Annotated in this window: 19 protein-coding genes; all 19 read left to right on the forward strand. The window is 61.1% G+C overall.

The genetic code is table 11. The features are described from left to right. Positions 1–180 precede the first annotated feature (180 nt). A complete protein-coding gene (gene fliE / locus KGA98_RS17605) occupies positions 181–507 on the forward strand; it encodes a flagellar hook-basal body complex protein FliE (protein ID WP_057715889.1) in 327 nt (108 codons plus the stop codon). 16 nt (positions 508–523) lie between these two features. Next, positions 524–2,311, forward strand: coding sequence for a flagellar basal-body MS-ring/collar protein FliF (gene fliF, locus KGA98_RS17610; protein WP_154910934.1), 1,788 nt, complete (start codon positions 524–526; stop codon positions 2,309–2,311). After that, positions 2,304–3,323, forward strand: a complete 1,020-nt coding sequence (fliG, locus tag KGA98_RS17615; protein WP_150813417.1) for a flagellar motor switch protein FliG — start codon at positions 2,304–2,306, stop codon at positions 3,321–3,323. Before fliF ends, fliG begins: the two co-directional genes overlap by 8 nt. A gap of 4 nt (positions 3,324–3,327) precedes the next feature. Continuing rightward, positions 3,328–4,125, forward strand: coding sequence for a flagellar assembly protein FliH (gene fliH, locus KGA98_RS17620; RefSeq protein ID WP_154860756.1), 798 nt, complete (start codon positions 3,328–3,330; stop codon positions 4,123–4,125). After that, on the forward strand, positions 4,115–5,473 hold the full coding sequence (fliI, locus tag KGA98_RS17625) for a flagellar protein export ATPase FliI (RefSeq protein ID WP_057715886.1): 1,359 nt from the start codon (positions 4,115–4,117) through the stop codon (positions 5,471–5,473). The genes fliH and fliI overlap by 11 nt, the downstream gene beginning before the upstream one ends. A gap of 6 nt (positions 5,474–5,479) precedes the next feature. After that, positions 5,480–5,929, forward strand: a complete 450-nt coding sequence (gene fliJ / locus KGA98_RS17630; protein WP_057715885.1) for a flagellar export protein FliJ — start codon at positions 5,480–5,482, stop codon at positions 5,927–5,929. A 157-nt stretch (positions 5,930–6,086) separates the two neighbouring features. Further along, positions 6,087–6,386 carry an STAS domain-containing protein gene (locus KGA98_RS17635; RefSeq protein ID WP_150813419.1) on the forward strand — a complete coding sequence of 100 codons (300 nt, stop codon included), beginning with the start codon at positions 6,087–6,089 and terminating at the stop codon, positions 6,384–6,386. A gap of 5 nt (positions 6,387–6,391) precedes the next feature. Further along, on the forward strand, positions 6,392–8,098 hold the full coding sequence (locus KGA98_RS17640) for a fused response regulator/phosphatase (RefSeq protein WP_223502928.1): 1,707 nt from the start codon (positions 6,392–6,394) through the stop codon (positions 8,096–8,098). 30 nt (positions 8,099–8,128) lie between these two features. After that, entirely contained in the window at positions 8,129–8,479 is a 351-nt protein-coding gene (locus tag KGA98_RS17645; protein ID WP_223502929.1) for an Hpt domain-containing protein, read from the forward strand. Positions 8,480–8,579: 100 nt separating this feature from the next. Beyond that, a complete protein-coding gene (locus KGA98_RS17650) occupies positions 8,580–9,908 on the forward strand; it encodes a flagellar hook-length control protein FliK (protein ID WP_223502930.1) in 1,329 nt (442 codons plus the stop codon). Between the two features lie 229 nt (positions 9,909–10,137). Beyond that, positions 10,138–10,641 (forward strand): flagellar basal body-associated protein FliL, encoded by a 504-nt coding sequence (fliL, locus tag KGA98_RS17655; RefSeq protein ID WP_150813423.1) that lies wholly within the window; start codon positions 10,138–10,140, stop codon positions 10,639–10,641. A 9-nt stretch (positions 10,642–10,650) separates the two neighbouring features. Next, positions 10,651–11,619 carry a flagellar motor switch protein FliM gene (fliM, locus tag KGA98_RS17660; RefSeq protein WP_046037701.1) on the forward strand — a complete coding sequence of 323 codons (969 nt, stop codon included), beginning with the start codon at positions 10,651–10,653 and terminating at the stop codon, positions 11,617–11,619. Positions 11,620–11,684: 65 nt separating this feature from the next. Beyond that, positions 11,685–12,131, forward strand: a complete 447-nt coding sequence (gene fliN, locus KGA98_RS17665) for a flagellar motor switch protein FliN (RefSeq protein WP_150813424.1) — start codon at positions 11,685–11,687, stop codon at positions 12,129–12,131. 30 nt (positions 12,132–12,161) lie between these two features. Beyond that, entirely contained in the window at positions 12,162–12,575 is a 414-nt protein-coding gene (gene fliO / locus KGA98_RS17670) for a flagellar biosynthetic protein FliO (protein WP_223502945.1), read from the forward strand. After that, positions 12,575–13,333 carry a flagellar type III secretion system pore protein FliP gene (gene fliP, locus KGA98_RS17675; RefSeq protein ID WP_150813425.1) on the forward strand — a complete coding sequence of 253 codons (759 nt, stop codon included), beginning with the start codon at positions 12,575–12,577 and terminating at the stop codon, positions 13,331–13,333. The genes fliO and fliP overlap by 1 nt, the downstream gene beginning before the upstream one ends. Next, positions 13,330–13,599 (forward strand): flagellar biosynthesis protein FliQ, encoded by a 270-nt coding sequence (gene fliQ / locus KGA98_RS17680; RefSeq protein ID WP_008058625.1) that lies wholly within the window; start codon positions 13,330–13,332, stop codon positions 13,597–13,599. Before fliP ends, fliQ begins: the two co-directional genes overlap by 4 nt. A gap of 3 nt (positions 13,600–13,602) precedes the next feature. Further along, positions 13,603–14,388, forward strand: a complete 786-nt coding sequence (gene fliR, locus KGA98_RS17685) for a flagellar biosynthetic protein FliR (protein ID WP_150734894.1) — start codon at positions 13,603–13,605, stop codon at positions 14,386–14,388. Between the two features lie 3 nt (positions 14,389–14,391). Continuing rightward, positions 14,392–15,531, forward strand: a complete 1,140-nt coding sequence (flhB, locus tag KGA98_RS17690) for a flagellar biosynthesis protein FlhB (protein WP_223502931.1) — start codon at positions 14,392–14,394, stop codon at positions 15,529–15,531. 225 nt (positions 15,532–15,756) lie between these two features. Next, a complete protein-coding gene (gene flhA / locus KGA98_RS17695; RefSeq protein WP_102669722.1) occupies positions 15,757–17,886 on the forward strand; it encodes a flagellar biosynthesis protein FlhA in 2,130 nt (709 codons plus the stop codon). Positions 17,887–17,891 lie beyond the last annotated feature (5 nt).

A 17,891-nucleotide genomic window follows, 5' to 3' on the forward strand; every position in this document is an offset into this window, starting at 1 on the left:
GGCGTCAGGATAAACGCGGCGTTCTTTAGTTCATCGCGAGCAAGCTCGCTCCTACAGGGGCTAGCGGCGATGAGAAGGGCTTTTGTGAAACAAGGCCATGGAGCTGGCACCCTTGTTGCTAACACCTCATGACCCGCCGAGTGAGTGTCAAAAAATTGCGGGTCGTCAAAGAGAGAAACCATGAGCCAAGGTATTGAATTCAATCGGTTGATGCTGGATATGCGCGCCATGCAAATGGATGCCATGTCTGCGCCGAAATCGACTGCCGTTCCTGAAGTGTCGGGCAGCAGCTTTTCCGACATGCTCGGTCAGGCCGTCAATAAAGTGAACGACACCCAACAGGCTTCCACGCAGTTGGCCAGTGCGTTCGAAATCGGCAAAAGCGGCGTCGATCTTACAGACGTGATGATCTCATCGCAGAAAGCCAGCGTGTCCTTCCAGGCATTGACCCAGGTGCGCAACAAACTGGTTCAGGCCTACCAAGACATCATGCAGATGCCGGTTTAAAGGGCGAGATTGAGTCATGGCAGAAGCAGTCGCCGATAACGTTCCGGCCAAGGCCACTCCAATAGACGGCAAACCGCCGCTGTTCGGGTTGTCCTTCCTGGAAAACCTCTCCGAGATGACCATGTTGCGTCAGGTGGGCCTGTTGGTCGGCCTGGCGGCGAGCGTGGCGATTGGTTTTGCCGTGGTGTTGTGGTCCCAGCAACCGGACTACCGGCCTCTGTACGGCAGCCTTGCCGGCATGGACGCCAAGCAGGTCATGGATACCCTGGCCTCCGCCGATATCCCGTACACCGTCGAACCCAATTCCGGTGCCTTGCTGGTCAAGGCCGATGACCTGTCCCGAGCGCGGCTCAAGCTCGCGGCCGCTGGTGTCACTCCCAGCGACGGCAACATCGGTTTTGAAATCCTCGACAAGGAGCAGGGGCTTGGCACCAGCCAGTTCATGGAAGCGACCCGCTACCGTCGCGGCCTCGAAGGCGAACTGGCCCGCACCATTTCCAGCCTGAACAACGTCAAGGGCGCCCGCGTACACCTGGCGATCCCGAAAAGTTCGGTGTTCGTGCGCGACGAGCGCAAGCCGAGCGCTTCGGTTCTGGTTGAACTCTATTCCGGTCGCTCCCTCGAGCCCGGCCAGGTCGTGGCCATCATCAACCTGGTGGCGACCAGCGTTCCCGAGCTCAGCAAGTCGCAGATCACCGTGGTCGACCAGAAGGGCAACCTGCTCTCCGATCAGGCGGAAAACTCCGAACTGACCATGGCTGGCAAGCAGTTCGACTACAGCCGTCGCATGGAAAGCATGCTCACTCAGCGCGTGCACAACATCCTGCAGCCGGTGCTGGGCAACGACCGTTACAAGGCCGAAGTCTCGGCCGACGTGGATTTCAGTGCGGTCGAATCGACTTCCGAGCAATTCAACCCGGATCAACCGGCGTTGCGCAGCGAGCAGTCGGTCAACGAACAACGTACCGCCAGCAATGGCCCGCAAGGCGTGCCGGGTGCCTTGAGCAACCAGCCTCCAGCGCCGGCCTCCGCGCCGCAAACCACCGGCGGTACTCCAGGGGCAGCCGGCATGGTGCAGCCGGGCCAGCCGCTGGTTGATGCCAATGGCCAGCAAATCATGGACCCGGCCACCGGTCAGCCGATGCTCGCTCCGTACCCGGCGGACAAGCGTCAACAATCGACCAAGAACTTCGAACTCGACCGATCCATCAGCCACACCAGGCAGCAGCAGGGCCGGTTGAATCGCTTGTCGGTGTCTGTAGTGGTCGATGATCAGGTCAAGATCAACCCGGCCAACGGCGAAACCACCCGTGCGCCATGGAGCGCCGATGAATTGGCGCGCTTCACTCGCCTGGTTCAGGACGCGGTCGGCTTCGATGCCAGCCGTGGTGACAGCGTCAGCGTGATCAACATGCCGTTCTCCGCCGAGCGCGGTGAAGTGATTGCCGAAATTCCGTTCTACTCCCAGCCGTGGTTCTGGGACATCGTCAAACAAGTGCTGGGTGTGCTGTTCATTCTGGTGCTGGTGTTCGGTGTGCTGCGTCCGGTGCTCAACAACATCACCGGTGGTGGCAAGGGCAAGCAGCTGGCCGGTATCGGCAGCGACGTCGAGTTGGGTGGCATGGGCGGTCTGGATGGCGAACTGGCCAACGACCGTGTCAGCCTCGGTGGCCCGACCAGCATCCTGTTGCCGAGCCCGAGCGAAGGCTATGACGCTCAGTTGAACGCAATCAAGAGTCTGGTGGCAGAAGACCCGGGTCGTGTGGCCCAGGTCGTGAAAGAGTGGATTAACGCAGATGAGTGATAACCGAGCCGTTGCCGCCAAACTGTCCAAGGTCGACAAAGCCGCAATCCTGTTGCTGTCCCTGGGGTCCACCGACGCTGCCCAGGTGCTGCGCCACATGGGCCCCAAAGAGGTTCAGCGCGTGGGTGTGGCCATGGCCCAGATGGGCAATGTGCACCGCGAGCAGGTCGAACAGGTGATGAGCGAGTTCGTCGATATCGTCGGCGACCAGACCAGCCTGGGCGTCGGCTCCGACGACTATGTGCGCAAGATGCTCACCCAGGCCCTGGGTGAAGACAAGGCCAACGGCCTGATCGACCGCATCCTGCTCGGTGGCAACACCAGCGGCCTCGACAGCCTGAAGTGGATGGAGCCGCGCGCCGTCGCCGACGTGATCCGTTACGAGCACCCGCAGATCCAGGCGATCGTGGTGGCGTATCTCGATCCGGACCAGGCCGGTGAAGTGCTCGGTAACTTCGACCACAAGGCGCGACTGGATATCATCCTGCGGGTTTCCTCGCTGAACACCGTACAGCCAGCGGCCCTGAAAGAACTCAACCAGATTCTCGAGAAGCAGTTCTCCGGCAACTCGAATGCCTCGCGCACCAACCTGGGTGGTATCAAGCGTGCTGCGGACATCATGAACTTCCTCGACAGCTCGATCGAAGGCCAGCTCATGGACTCGATCCGCGAAGTCGACGAAGACCTGTCCGGTCAGATCGAAGACCTCATGTTCGTGTTCAACAACCTGGCCGATGTCGACGACCGCGGGATTCAGGCGCTGCTGCGCGAAGTGTCCTCCGATGTGCTGGTGCTGGCCCTCAAGGGGTCGGACGAAGGCGTCAAGGAGAAGATCTTCAAGAACATGTCCAAGCGTGCGGCCGAACTGTTGCGCGACGACCTGGAAGCCAAGGGCCCGGTGCGCGTCAGCGACGTGGAAACCGCGCAGAAGGAAATCCTCACCATCGCCCGCCGTATGGCCGAAGCCGGGGAAATCGTTCTCGGCGGCAAGGGCGGCGAGGAAATGATCTAACACCATGGTCAAGAATGATGATGCACCCACTGACCTGATCCGGGCCAGGGATGTCAGTGGCTTCGATACCTGGGCGCTGCCCAGTTTCGACCCGCCGGAACCCGAGCCGGAACCTGAGCCTGAACCCGAACCGCCGGAAATGGAGGAAGTGCCGCTGGAGGAAGTCCAGCCACTGACCCTCGAAGAGCTCGAAAGCATTCGCCAGGAAGCCTATAACGAAGGCTTCGCGGTGGGTGAGAAGGAAGGTTTCCACAGCACCACGCTCAAGGTCCGCCAGGAAGCCGAAATGGCCCTGACCGCCAAGATTGCGGCGTTGGAGCAACTGATGACGCACCTGTTCGAGCCCATTGCCGAACAGGACACCGAGATTGAAAAGTCCCTGGTCGACCTCGTGCAGCACATCACCAGACAGGTGATCCAGCGCGAACTGGCCATCGACTCGACGCAGATCGAACACGTCATGCGCGAAGCCCTCAAGCTCCTGCCGTTGGGCGTGGGCAATGTGCGGCTGTACATCAATCCGCAGGACTTCGCACAGGTCAAAGCCCTGCGCGAGCGTCATGAGGAAACGTGGCGCATCGTCGAGGACGAAGCGCTGTTGCCTGGCGGTTGCCGGGTCGAGACAGAACACAGCCGCATCGACGCCACGGTCGAAACCCGTGTCGCGCGGGTGATGGACAAGCTGTTCGATCAGTTGCACGAGCAGGCCTTGCACCCGGCCGCGCCGGACCTGAGCCTTGAACTGCCGATCGAAGGTAAGCCTGCGGTCGCGCCGGCTCAGGATGTTCCCGATGCGCCTTGAACGCACCAGTTTCGCCAAGCGCCTGGGCAGCTATGCCGAGGCCACGGGACTGGAGGGCGCACCGATCCTCGAAGGCCGCTTGCTGCGCATGGTCGGCCTGACCCTCGAAGCCGAAGGCCTGCGCGCCGCCATGGGCAGCCGCTGCATGGTCATCAATGACGACAGCTATCACCCGATGCAGGTCGAAGCCGAGGTGATGGGCTTCTCCGGCAGTAAAGTCTTCCTGATGCCAGTCGGCAGTGTCGCCGGCATCGCGCCCGGTGCCCGAGTGGTGCCCTTGGCCGATACCGGTCGCCTGCCCATGGGCATGAGCATGCTCGGGCGGGTGCTGGATGGCGCCGGTCGTGCGCTGGACGGCAAGGGCGGGATGAAGGCCGAAGACTGGGTGCCAATGGACGGCCCGACCATCAACCCGCTCAAGCGCGAACCGATCAGCGAACCGCTGGACGTGGGCATCCGTTGCATCAATGGCATGTTGACGGTCGGCCGCGGCCAGCGGCTCGGCCTGTTCGCCGGTACCGGTGTCGGCAAATCCGTGCTGTTGGGGATGATGACGCGCTTTACCGAGGCCGACATTATCGTCGTCGGGCTGATCGGTGAGCGGGGGCGTGAAGTTAAAGAATTCATCGAGCACATCCTCGGTGAAGAAGGGCTCAAGCGTTCGGTAGTGGTGGCGTCCCCGGCGGACGATGCGCCGCTGATGCGACTGCGCGCCGCCATGTACTGCACGCGCATCGCCGAATATTTCCGCGACAAGGGCAAGAACGTCCTGTTGCTGATGGATTCGCTGACCCGTTTCGCCCAGGCCCAGCGGGAAATCGCCTTGGCCATCGGTGAGCCGCCGGCGACCAAAGGCTATCCGCCGTCGGTGTTCGCCAAGTTGCCGAAGCTGGTAGAGCGGGCCGGTAATGCCGAGAAGGGCGGTGGTTCGATCACCGCGTTCTACACCGTGCTGTCCGAAGGCGATGACCAGCAGGACCCGATTGCCGACTCGGCGCGGGGCGTGCTCGACGGGCACATCGTGCTGTCCCGGCGACTGGCCGAGGAAGGTCATTACCCGGCCATTGATATCGAGGCATCCATCAGCCGGGTGATGCCGGCGGTGGTGTCGCCGGAGCACATGATGCGAGCGCAGTATTTCAAGCAATTGTGGTCGCGCTATCAGCAGAGTCGCGACCTGATCAGCGTCGGCGCCTACGTCGCTGGCGGCGACCGCGAGACCGACCTGGCGATTTCCTTGCAGCCGCAGCTGGTCAAATACCTGCGCCAGGGGCTCAACGACAGCATCAGCCTGGGCGAAAGCGAAGCTTACCTCGCGTCGATCTTCGCGCCCGCGGCGGGCGGCTAACCGGCCATGGCCCAGACTCGGGCAGGGCGCCTGGCCCCCGTGGTGGAAATGGCCGAAAAGGCCGAGAAAACCGCAGTCCAGCGCCTGGGGCACTTTCAGGGGCAGGTGCGTTTGGCCGAAAGCAAACTCGCCGACCTCGAAGCCTTCCGTCTCGATTATCAGGAGCAATGGATCGTGCGCGGCAGCGGCGGCGTCTCGGGCCAATGGTTGCTGGGCTATCAGGGCTTTCTCGCGCAGCTGGGCACGGCCATCGACCAGCAGCGGCAAAGCCTGGCCTGGCATCAGAACAACCTGAACAAGGCCCGGGACACCTGGCAGCAGGCGTTTGCCCGGGTCGAAGGCTTGCGCAAGCTGGTTCAGCGCTATGCCGATGAGGCTCGGGCGCTTGAAGACCGGCGCGAACAGAAACTGTTGGATGAATTGTCCCAGCGCCTGCCACGGCAGGATCACCTGTAGGAGCGAGCTCGCTCGCGATGAACCTGTGAGTGCACGGGGATGTCAGGCTTACAGCGATAACGATTCGACAGTCACCACAACCTGCCGCCTTGCTCCAACCTCTACCAAATGCTAAACCTTGTGCAAGCGGGTTTACCAATGACAAGGAAGCCATGAAATGTCAGTCGTTACAGAAGTCTCTCCGGATGGGCAAAAACTCACGATATCGGTCAAGGGACGATTCGATTTCGCCAAGCATCAGGAATTTCGTCAGTCCTACGAAAATAAAGAGATATCGGCGGTTGTGGTCGACCTGAAAGACGCCACTTACCTCGATAGCTCTGCCCTGGGCATGTTGCTTTTGCTGCGTGATCACGCCGGTGGCGACGAATCCGATATCCGTGTCGTCAACAGCAGTACCGACGTGCGCAAGATCCTCGCTATCTCCAACTTCGACAAGCTGTTCGACATCAGTTGATTGCCATGCAGCCACTGGAGTCGCTGACGATCCTGATTGCCGAGGACAGCGCCGCCGATCGCCTGCTGTTGTCGAGCATCCTGCGCCGCCAGGGGCACAACGTGCTGACGGCGGCCAACGGCGCGGAAGCGGTCGACGTGTTTGGCCGGCAACGACCGCACCTGGTGTTGATGGATGCGATGATGCCGGTCATGGACGGCTTCGAGGCGGCCCGGCAGATCAAGGCTCTGGCCGGGGAAACCCTGGTGCCGATCATCTTCCTCACGTCGTTGTCCGAAAGCGAAGCCTTGGCCCGTTGCCTGGAAGTCGGCGGTGACGACTTTCTGGCCAAGCCCTACAACCAGGTGATCCTCGCAGCCAAGATCAAGGCGATGGATCGCTTGCGGCGCTTGCAGGACACCGTGCTGCAACAGCGTGACCAGATCGCCCGGCACCACGACTACCTGCTCAACGAACAGCGTGTGGCCAAGGCCGTTTTCGACAAGGTGGCGCACTCCGGCTGCCTGAATGCCGCTCCGAATATCCGTTATCTGCAATCGCCCTATGCGCTGTTCAACGGCGACCTGTTGCTGGCCGCGTTCACCCCGGCCGGAGACATGCACGTGCTGCTGGGCGATTTCACCGGCCACGGTTTGCCAGCGGCAGTGGGTGCGATGCCCTTGGCCGAAGTCTTCTACGGCATGACCGCCAAGGGCTACGGCCTGGCGGAAACCCTGCGCGAGATGAATGCCAAGCTCAAGCGCATCCTGCCGGTGGACATGTTCTGCTGTGCCACGTTGCTGTGCCTGAGTTTTCAGCGTCGTTCGGTGGAAGTCTGGAATGGCGGCATGCCGGACGGTTACCTGCATCGCGTTGCCAGTGGCGAGCGAACGCCTCTGCCGGCGCGGAACCTGCCTTTGGGTGTGCTGAGCCCGGAATCCTTCGATGAGCGTACCGACGTGTATCCCATGGCTCTCGGGGATCGGGTGTTTCTGCTGTCCGATGGGGTGATCGATACCTGCGACGCCAATGATCAACTGTTTGGCGTGCAGCGATTGCAGCAGGTGTTTGCCGCCAATCGGCATCCGGATGTGCTGTTCGAAGAGATCGAGCAGGCGCTGCGTCATTTCGGCGGTGAAGCGCGTGACGATGTCAGCATGGTCGAAGTCAGCCTGCTGGAGTCGACGCAAATCACTCCACCGGCGTTGGTCTACTCCGACAGCGGCCAGTCCTGCCCGCTGGACTGGTCGGTAAGTTTCGAGTTTCGCGCCGCCACGCTCAAACGCTTCAATCCGTTACCCTATCTGTTGCAGTTGTTGCTTGAGGTCCATGGTCTTCGGGCTCAGAGCGGTGCGCTCTACAGCGTGCTGGCGGAGCTCTACTCCAATGCGCTGGAGCATGGCGTGCTGGGGCTGGATTCGAGTCTCAAGCGCGATGCCTCGGGTTTTGCGCGATATTATCAAGAGCGCAATACCCGGCTGGACGAGCTGCTGGATGGCTATGTACGGTTGCATTTGCAGGTGACGCCAACGGACGATGGCGGTTGCCTGACCATTCACATCGAAGACAGCGGCAAGGGTTTCGATGTCGAGCGGGTTATCGCAAGACCTTTGGAAGACGTCCGCCTGTCGGGGCGAGGGGTCAGTCTGATCCGCCAGTTGGGGCGTAATGCCCGCTGGAGCGACAATGGTCGAAGTGCACGCGTGGAGTTTATCTGGGAGGCTCTGGCATAATCCGCGCATTCTTGATCAAGGAGTGAGCAAGTGGACGACACACATGTGGATCGCGACGTGCTGAGCGTATTGCAGGAAGTGATGGAAGGGGGCTATCCGGATCTGCTGGATATCTTTCTTGCGGACTCCGAAGAGCGCCTGAAAGTCTTGAGAACGGCTGACAGTGCTGCACTGCTGGTTGAAACCGCCCATAGCTTCAAGGGCAGCAGCAGCAATATGGGCGCCCTGAGGCTGACCGAGCTGTGCCATCAACTTGAGCTGCAGGCCAGAAGTTTGCCATGCACCGCCGTTCAGGACCTGGTCGGCGAAATCGATCGCGAGTTCGCCGGTATCCGGCCTCTGTACGAAGCTGAACGACAGCGTTGCCCGGCGAAAATCTGAGCACACGCTGCATTTGGTCCTCTTCGAGTGAAACTGGCTCGACCTTTGCAGTCAACTCATCCAACTGTACTTACGAGCCCCGTGCAGCGGAGACCGTTTCATGCCCGTTACCCCCGATATTCTGCTTCAGGCCTCCAGGCAGGCCAAGACTCAAGCTGGCTCCGCCAATCCTCCGGCGCAGACCGCTAAGCCCGGGGGCAAGGCCGCAAGCTTCGCTCATGTCTACGCCAGCCAGGCCCAGAGCAAGCCCAATGCATTGGCCGATACCTCGGTCAAGCCCGGTCGCGACAAAACCAGCCATGTTGCCGGAAGGAACGACGCTGATGACGACAAGTCTGCCGCCGAGGAACCGCTGGTTGCCGATGGCGGCAAATCCTTGCCTGTCGACAATTCGGTGCCGGTTGATGACAAGACCGTTGGCGATGATGCGTCAGATGCCGACCCGGCTCCGGTCGTCGATGCCGCACCGATTGATCCCGTTGTACTGGCACCGGTAGCCTCTTGCGTAGTCGACACAGTGCAACCTGTCGTTGATGCGCCGGTTGCTTCCGCGGCTACGGCTACGGCTGCACTCGCTCCAGCGCTGGCCACTGCCGACGGCGATTTCGATCCCTCGACCGATCCGCTCGACGCATTGCCGGCGGTGCGCCTGGCGATGGAGCAGGGCGGTCACGTATCGGCTTCCAGCCAGGCGCAGCCCAAGGCTGCGCCGACACAAGCGCAAGCCCAGGCTGACGGTGAGCTGACGTCGGCGCAAAACTTTGCCGCCGGCATGGCGACCATGCTGGAGGTTCAGGGCGACAACAGCGGCACCGGTCAGGGGGGCGACAAGGCTTTCAGCGGCTTGATCGATGACGGCCTGAAGGACCTCAAGTCCGCCAGCAGCGACACCCGTGTCGATGATTTCGCCAACCGTCTGGCAGCGCTGACCCAGGCGGCCACACCGAAGACAGCCAATGCCTTGCCGGTGAACCAGCCGATCGCCATGCACCAGAGCGGGTGGACCGAAGAGGTGGTGAACCGGGTCATGTACCTGTCCAGCGCCAATCTCAAGGCGGCGGACATCCAGTTGCAGCCCGCTGAACTCGGGCGTCTGGACATTCGGGTGAACATGGTTCCCGATCAACAGACCCAGGTCACGTTCATGAGTGCGCATCCGGGCGTCCGTGAGGCGCTGGATGGGCAGGTCCATCGCTTGCGCGACATGTTCGCGCAGCAGGGCATGGGGCAGGTCGATGTCAACGTTTCGGACCAATCCCGTGGTTCGCAGCAAGGGCAGGAGCAGGCTCAGCAAAGCCAGAGCGGGCGAACGAGCGCCAGTGGTGGTCGTCTTGAAGCCATGGATGACGAAATAGCCCCGAGCATCACAGAAGTTGCCGCAACGGCTACCAGTGTGATCGGCTCCAGCGCCGTCGACTACTACGCCTGATCAGACACAAACCCTGTGGGAGCGGGCTTGCTCGCGAATACGGTTTAACATTCAACATTAATGTTGACTGTCACAACGCATTCGCGAGCAAGCCCGCTCCCACATTTGTTTGGCGGCGCTCTTCAAAAAGGCGTCTGTCCACCCATCTCCCTCCCAACCGTTCTGGCATAACACTTGCTCTTGCCTTGCCGTGCGACTGTGAAAACCCGATTAGTGACGGATTATTGGCATGGCGAAGAGCGACGCAGCAGTAAAAGACCCCGCAACCAAAGGCAAACTCAAGCTGATTATCGTGATCGTGGTGGCCCTGCTGCTGGCGATCGGTGTGTCCGTGGGGGCGACCTGGTACTTCATGCACAGCGCTCAGAGCAAGCCTGCCGCCGCAGTGGAGCAAACCGCTCCTGTCGGCAAGCAGCCAGCGATTTTCGAGTCGATGGCGCCGGCTTTCGTGGCCAACTTCAACCAGAACGGTCGCCAGCGCTACATGCAAGTGAGCATCACCATGCTCGCGCGCAACCAGGCGGATCTGGAAGCACTCAAGGTCCACATGCCGGTGATCCGCAACAACCTGGTCATGCTGTTCTCCGGGCAGGACTTCGCGACCCTCGCCTCGCCGGTCGGCCAGGAAATGCTGCGGCAGAAAGCTACCGCCAGTGTCCAGGAAGTGGCGCAGAAAGAGCTCGGCAAAGTGGTGATCGAACAGTTGCTTTTCACTAATTTCGTACTGCAGTAGGAACACGACATGGCCGTGCAGGACCTGCTGTCCCAGGATGAGATCGACGCGCTGTTGCATGGCGTCGACGATGGTCTGGTACAGACCGATAACGCTGCCGAGCCCGGCACCGTCAAAAGCTATGACCTGACCAGCCAGGATCGCATCGTCCGTGGACGCATGCCGACCCTGGAAATGATCAACGAGCGTTTCGCCCGTTATACCCGCATCAGCATGTTCAACATGCTGCGTCGCTCGGCAGACGTGGCGGTCGGCGGCGTGCAGGTGATGAAGTTCGGCGAATACGTGCACTCGCTGTACGTGCCGACCAGTCTCAATCTGGTCAAGATCAAACCCCTGCGCGGCACCGCGCTGTTCATCCTCGACGCCAAACTGGTGTTCAAGCTGGTGGACAACTTCTTCGGCGGCGACGGCCGCCACGCCAAGATCGAAGGGCGTGAATTCACGCCGACCGAACTGCGCGTGGTACGCATGGTGCTGGAGCAGGCGTTCGTCGATTTGAAGGAAGCCTGGCAGGCGATCATGGAAGTCAACTTCGAGTACATCAACTCGGAAGTGAACCCGGCCATGGCCAACATCGTCGGCCCGAGCGAGGCCATTGTGGTGTCGACCTTCCACATCGAACTCGATGGCGGTGGCGGCGACCTGCACGTGACCATGCCGTACTCGATGATCGAGCCAGTGCGCGAAATGCTCGACGCCGGCTTCCAGTCAGACCTCGACGATCAGGACGAGCGCTGGGTCAACGCCCTGCGCCAGGACGTGCTGGACGTCGACGTGCCGATCGGTGCGACGGTGGCTCGTCGTCAGTTGCGCCTGCGCGACATCCTGCACATGCAGCCGGGGGATGTGATCCCGGTCGACATGCCGGAAGAAATGATCATGCGCGCCAACGGCGTGCCGGCCTTCAAGGTCAAGATGGGCTCGCACAAGGGCAATCTGGCGTTGCAAGTGATCGAGCCGATCGAGCGCCGTTGACCGGCGCTCGTACCCATTCGCGATTAAACGAATTCTGAATTTTTGCTCGCCGAGGACACTGACAAATGAACACGCAAGACGACCAGGCTCTGGCCGATGAGTGGGCAGCAGCCCTGGAAGAAACCGGTGATGCCGGGCAGGCCGATATCGATGCCTTGCTGGCCGCCGACGCCGGCAGTTCCGCGTCCAACCGCCTGCCAATGGAAGAGTTCGGCAGTGTGCCGAAAAACAACGATCCGGTAAGCCTCGAAGGCCCGAACCTGGACGTGATCCTCGATATCCCGGTGTCGATTTCCATGGAAGTGGGCAGCACTGAGATCAACATCCGCAACCTGCTGCAACTGAACCAGGGTTCGGTGATCGAGCTTGATCGCCTGGCTGGCGAGCCGCTGGACGTGCTGGTCAATGGCACGCTCATCGCCCACGGCGAAGTGGTGGTGGTCAACGAGAAGTTCGGCATCCGCCTGACGGACGTGATCAGCCCAAGCGAACGCATCAAGAAGCTGCGCTGAGTGAAAAGGGTTCTCGGGTTTGTATTGGCGATGCCGTACAGCGTACTGGCGGCCGAGCCGGTCGCAACGGCGACCTCGGCTGCTGCGCCGGCGGTGAGCAGCGGTGTGGCTGGGCAACTGACGCAACTGGTGTTCGGCTTGCTGCTGGTGCTGGGGCTGATCTTCCTCCTCGCCTGGTTGCTGCGTCGGGTCCAGCAGGCCGGTCCGGCTGGCAAGGGGCAGGTGATCGAGATTGTCGGTTCCCGCGCGTTGGGGCCTCGCGACCGCCTGATGCTGGTGCAGATCGGCAACGAGCAGATCCTGTTGGGCCTGAGCCCCGGCAACATCACTGCGCTGCATGTGCTCAAGGAGCCGGTGCAAGTGCCGAGTACCGAGAAGCCGACGCCGGAATTTGCCCAACGCCTGTTGGAGATGCTGGGTAAAGATCAGAAGGATAAGAAGTAATGGGTGCGCTGCGCATCGCCTTGACGCTGACCCTGATGCTGGCCGCGCCGCTGGCATTCGCCGCCGACCCGTTGTCGATCCCGGCCATCACCCTGGGCACCAATGCGCAGGGTGCGCAGGAATACTCGGTCAGCCTGCAAATCCTGCTGATCATGACCGCGCTGAGTTTTATCCCCGCGTTTGTCATGCTGATGACCAGTTTCACCCGGATCATCATTGTCTTCTCGATCCTGCGCCAGGCCCTGGGCCTGCAGCAGACACCGTCGAACCAGATCCTCACCGGCATGGCACTGTTCCTGACCCTGTTTATCATGGCGCCGGTGTTCGACCGGGTGAACCAGGACGCCTTGCAGCCGTATCTGGCAGAAAAACTGACGGCCCAGGATGCGGTCGCCAAGGCCCAGGTGCCGATCAAGAACTTCATGCTCGCCCAGACCCGCACCAGCGATTTGGAGCTGTTCATGCGCCTGTCCAAGCGCACTGACATCGCGACGCCGGATCAGGCGCCGTTGACCATCCTGGTGCCGGCCTTCGTGACCTCCGAGCTGAAAACGGCATTCCAGATCGGCTTCATGATCTTCATTCCGTTCCTGATCATCGACCTGGTCGTGGCCAGCGTGTTGATGGCCATGGGTATGATGATGCTGTCGCCGCTGATCATTTCCCTGCCGTTCAAGATCATGTTGTTCGTGCTGGTCGATGGCTGGGCGCTGATCATCGGCACGCTGGCCAGCAGCTTCGGCGGTGTCTCGCCATGACCCCGGAAGTTGCGGTCGACATCTTTCGCGAAGCGCTGTGGCTGACAACGTTGATGGTGGCGGTGCTGGTGATTCCGAGCCTGCTGGTGGGCCTGATCGTGGCGATGTTCCAGGCCGCGACACAGATCAACGAACAGACCCTGAGCTTCCTGCCGCGCCTGCTGGTGATGCTGGTGACGCTGATCGTCGCCGGGCCGTGGCTGGTGCAGACTTTCATGGAGTACATCCTGCAGTTGTACGGCAGTATTCCGCAGGTCATCGGCTAAACCATGTCGTCGCTACTGCAGCTGACGGACACCCAGATCAGTACCTGGGTGGCGACGTTCATGTTGCCGCTGTTTCGCGTCGGCGCCTTGCTGATGGTCATGCCGGTGTTCGGCACCTCACTGGTGCCTAAACGTATCCGCCTGTATTTCGCCCTCGCCATCACCGTGGTCATCGCACCCAACCTGCCGCCGATGCCGCCAGTGAATGCGCTGGATTTAAGCGGCCTGCTGCTGATTGCCGAACAGATCCTCGTCGGCGCAATCCTCGGTTTCTCCTTGCAGTTGTTCTTTCAGGCGTTCGTGGTGGCGGGGCAGATTGTCGCGATCCAGATGGGCATGGGTTTCGCCTCGATGGTCGACCCCACCAACGGCGTGTCAGTGGCGGTGATCGGGCAGTTCTTCACCATGCTGGTGACGCTGATGTTCCTGGCGATGAACGGCCATCTGGTGGTGTTCGAGGTGCTGACCGAGAGCTTCACCACGCTGCCGGTCGGCAGCGGCCTGATGGTCAATCATTACTGGGAGCTGGCCGGCAAGCTGGGCTGGGTGCTTGGCGCGGCGCTGCTGTTGGTGCTTCCGGCGATCACCGCGCTGCTGGTGGTCAACATCGCGTTTGGCGTGATGACCCGGGCGGCGCCGCAACTGAACATTTTCTCCATCGGCTTCCCGCTGACCCTGGTGCTCGGCCTGTTTATCGTCTGGGTCGGGCTGGCGGACATTCTCAATCAGTATCAACCACTGGCCACCGAGGCCTTGCAGTTTTTACGCGAACTGGCACAGGCGCGCTGAGTCATGGCTGAGAGCGAAAGCGGTCAGGACAAAACAGAAGACCCCACGGAGAAAAAGAAAAAGGACGCCCGTGAGAAGGGTGAGATTGCCCGTTCCAAGGAGCTCAATACCCTGGCAATCATGCTCGCCGGGGCTGGCGCATTGCTGGTGTTCGGTGGGGCGCTGGCCCAGGAAATGATGGACCTGATGCGCCTGAACTTTTCCCTGTCGCGAGAGGTGGTGCTGGATCAGCGCTCGATGGGCACCTACTTGCTGCACTCGGGACAGATTGCCTTGCTGGCGATTCAACCGGTGATGATCACCTTGCTGCTGGCCGCGTTGATCGGCCCGATTTCCCTTGGCGGCTGGCTGTTTTCTGCCGGCACCATGGCGCCCAAGTTCAGCCGGATGAACCCCGGCGCCGGGCTCAAGCGCATGTTCTCCACCAAGGCCATTGCCGAACTGCTCAAGGCTCTGGCGAAGTTTTTCATCGTGCTGTTCGTGGCGCTGCTGGTGTTGGCGGCGGACATCGACGATTTGCTGCGCATCGCTCACGAACCGCTGGACCGCGCGATCATTCACAGCGTGCAAGTGGTCGGTTGGAGTTCCCTGTGGATGGCTTGCGGATTGATCATCATCGCTGCCGTGGATGTGCCGATCCAGCTCTGGGAGAGCATCAAGAAACTCAAAATGACCAAGCAGGAAGTGCGTGACGAGCACAAGGATCAAGAGGGGCGGCCGGAGGTCAAGCAGCGAATTCGACAGCTGCAGCGCGAGATGTCCCAGCGGCGGATGATGGCCGCCATTCCCGAGGCCGACGTGGTCATCACCAACCCGACGCACTACGCCGTGGCCCTCAAGTACGACCCGGACAAGAGCGGCGCGCCGATGCTGATCGCCAAGGGCAGCGACTTCCTGGCCCTGAAGATCCGTGAGATCGCGGCGGCCAACGAGATTCTGTTGCTGGAGTCTCCGGCGCTGGCGCGATCGATCTACTACTCGACGGAGCTTGAGCAGGAGATCCCGGGTGGGTTGTATCTGGCGGTGGCGCAGGTGTTGGCTTACGTCTACCAGATTCGACAGTACCGGGCGGGCAAGGGCAAGCGGCCTGATCCGCTGAAGGATGATTTGCCTATTCCGCCGGATTTGCGCCGCGACTCCTGAGCCGGGCGCGGCTCCTTTGTGGGAGCGAGCTTGCTCGCGATAGCGCCAGCACAGGCACAATGTGTGTCGACTGACACATCGCCATCGCGAGCAAGCTCGCTCCCACAGAATCCTTCAAAACCCCTCTGTTTCTTGCCTTTGCAAAAGTTGGAAAGCTTCTTGCAGTAGCCGCCCTGCGCCCGCTTCAGGCGTCAAAAGTTTGCTTTAAAGGAACGGGGAAAACCGGTGGATCGCTCTCAGTTAATCAACAGTGCCCGCACAAACGTTGCCGACCTCAGTCGAGGCAATCTGGGCGTGCCGCTGTTGCTGCTGGTCATGCTGGCGATGATGATGTTGCCGGTGCCGCCGTTCCTGCTGGACGTGTTCTTCACCTTCAACATTGCCCTGTCCATCGTCGTGCTGCTGGTGTGCGTCTACGCCCTGCGCCCGCTGGATTTCGCGGTGTTTCCGACCATTCTGCTGGTGGCGACGTTGTTGCGCCTGGCGCTGAACGTGGCTTCGACGCGGGTGGTGATGCTCCACGGCCAGGACGGTCATGCGGCGGCCGGCAAGGTGATCCAGGCCTTCGGCGAGGTGGTGATCGGCGGTAACTACGTGGTCGGTATCGTGGTCTTCGCGATTTTGATGATCATCAACTTCGTCGTGGTGACCAAGGGCGCGGGGCGGATTTCCGAGGTGAGCGCGCGTTTCACCCTCGATGCGATGCCCGGCAAGCAAATGGCGATCGACGCCGACCTCAACGCCGGCCTGATCGATCAGGCCCAGGCCAAGGCCCGTCGTTCGGAAGTGGCCCAGGAAGCCGAGTTCTACGGTTCCATGGACGGTGCCAGCAAATTCGTCCGCGGTGACGCCATCGCCGGTCTGTTGATCCTGTTCATCAACCTGATCGGCGGCATGGCGGTCGGTATCTTCCAGCACGGCATGACCTTCGGCGACGCTGGCAAGGTGTATGCGCTGCTGACCATCGGTGACGGTTTGGTGGCGCAATTGCCATCACTGTTGTTATCGACAGCAGCGGCAATCATGGTGACCCGTGCGTCCGGTTCGGAAGACATGGGCAAGCAAATCAATCGCCAGATGTTCGCCTCGCCCAAGGCGCTGGCGGTGGCAGCCGGTTTGATGGCGGTCATGGGCCTGGTGCCCGGCATGCCGCACTTCTCGTTCCTGAGCATGGCGGCCCTGGCGGCCGGTGGCGCTTACCTGTTCTGGAAGAAGCAGAACGTCGCCAAGGTTCACGCCCTGCAAGAGGTCAAGCGCCAGCAGGAGTTGCTGCCGTCGCCTGCCCGCGCCCAGGAAACCAGGGAGCTTGGCTGGGATGACGTGACGCCGATCGACATGATCGGCCTGGAGGTGGGTTATCGCCTGATTCCGCTGGTGGACCGCAACCAGGGCGGCCAGTTGCTGGCGCGAATCAAGGGCGTGCGCAAGAAGCTGTCCCAGGATCTCGGCTTCCTGATGCCGACCGTGCATATCCGCGACAACCTCGACCTGGCGCCAAGTGCCTATCGCCTGACCCTCATGGGGGTGATCCTGGCCGAGGCGGAGATTTACCCAGATCGCGAGCTGGCGATCAACCCGGGGCAGGTCTACGGCACGCTCAATGGCATTACCGCCAAAGATCCGGCTTTCGGCCTGGAGGCGGTCTGGATCGAAATCAGCCAGCGCGCCCAGGCGCAATCCCTCGGTTATACGGTGGTCGATGCCAGTACAGTAGTGGCTACTCACTTGAACCAGATACTCTACAAGCATTCCAGTGAGCTGATCGGTCACGAAGAAGTGCAGCAACTCATGCAATTGCTGGCCAAAAGCTCGCCGAAACTGGCCGAGGAGCTGGTGCCGGGCGTGGTTTCGCTGTCGCAGTTGCTCAAGGTGTTGCAAGCGCTGTTGGCCGAACAAGTGCCTGTTCGCGATATCCGCAGTATTGCCGAGGCGATCGCCAACAATGCCGCCAAGAGTCAAGATACCGCCGCGCTGGTGGCCGCCGTGCGGGTTGGCGTATCCCGCGCAATCGTCCAAAGCATTGTAGGCACTGAGTCGGAGCTGCCGGTTATCACGCTGGAGCCAAGGTTGGAACAGATATTGCTCAATAGTCTGCAAAAGGCAGGACAAGGCTCTGAAGAGGGCGTTCTGCTGGAGCCAAGCATGGCTGAGAAGCTGCAACGTTCGTTGATCGACGCGGCGCAGCGTCAGGAGATGCAAGGTCAGCCGGTGATTCTGCTGGTGGCCGGTCCGGTTCGCGCGATGCTCTCGCGATTTGGCCGGCTCGCAGTCCCGGGTTTGCATGTGTTGGCTTACCAGGAAATCCCTGACAACAAGCAAGTGACCATCGTTGCGACAGTAGGGCCCAACGGCTGAGGTAG

Source organism: Pseudomonas sp. BF-R-24 (assembly GCF_019947335.1).
GTDB classification, from domain to species: domain Bacteria; phylum Pseudomonadota; class Gammaproteobacteria; order Pseudomonadales; family Pseudomonadaceae; genus Aquipseudomonas; species Aquipseudomonas jessenii.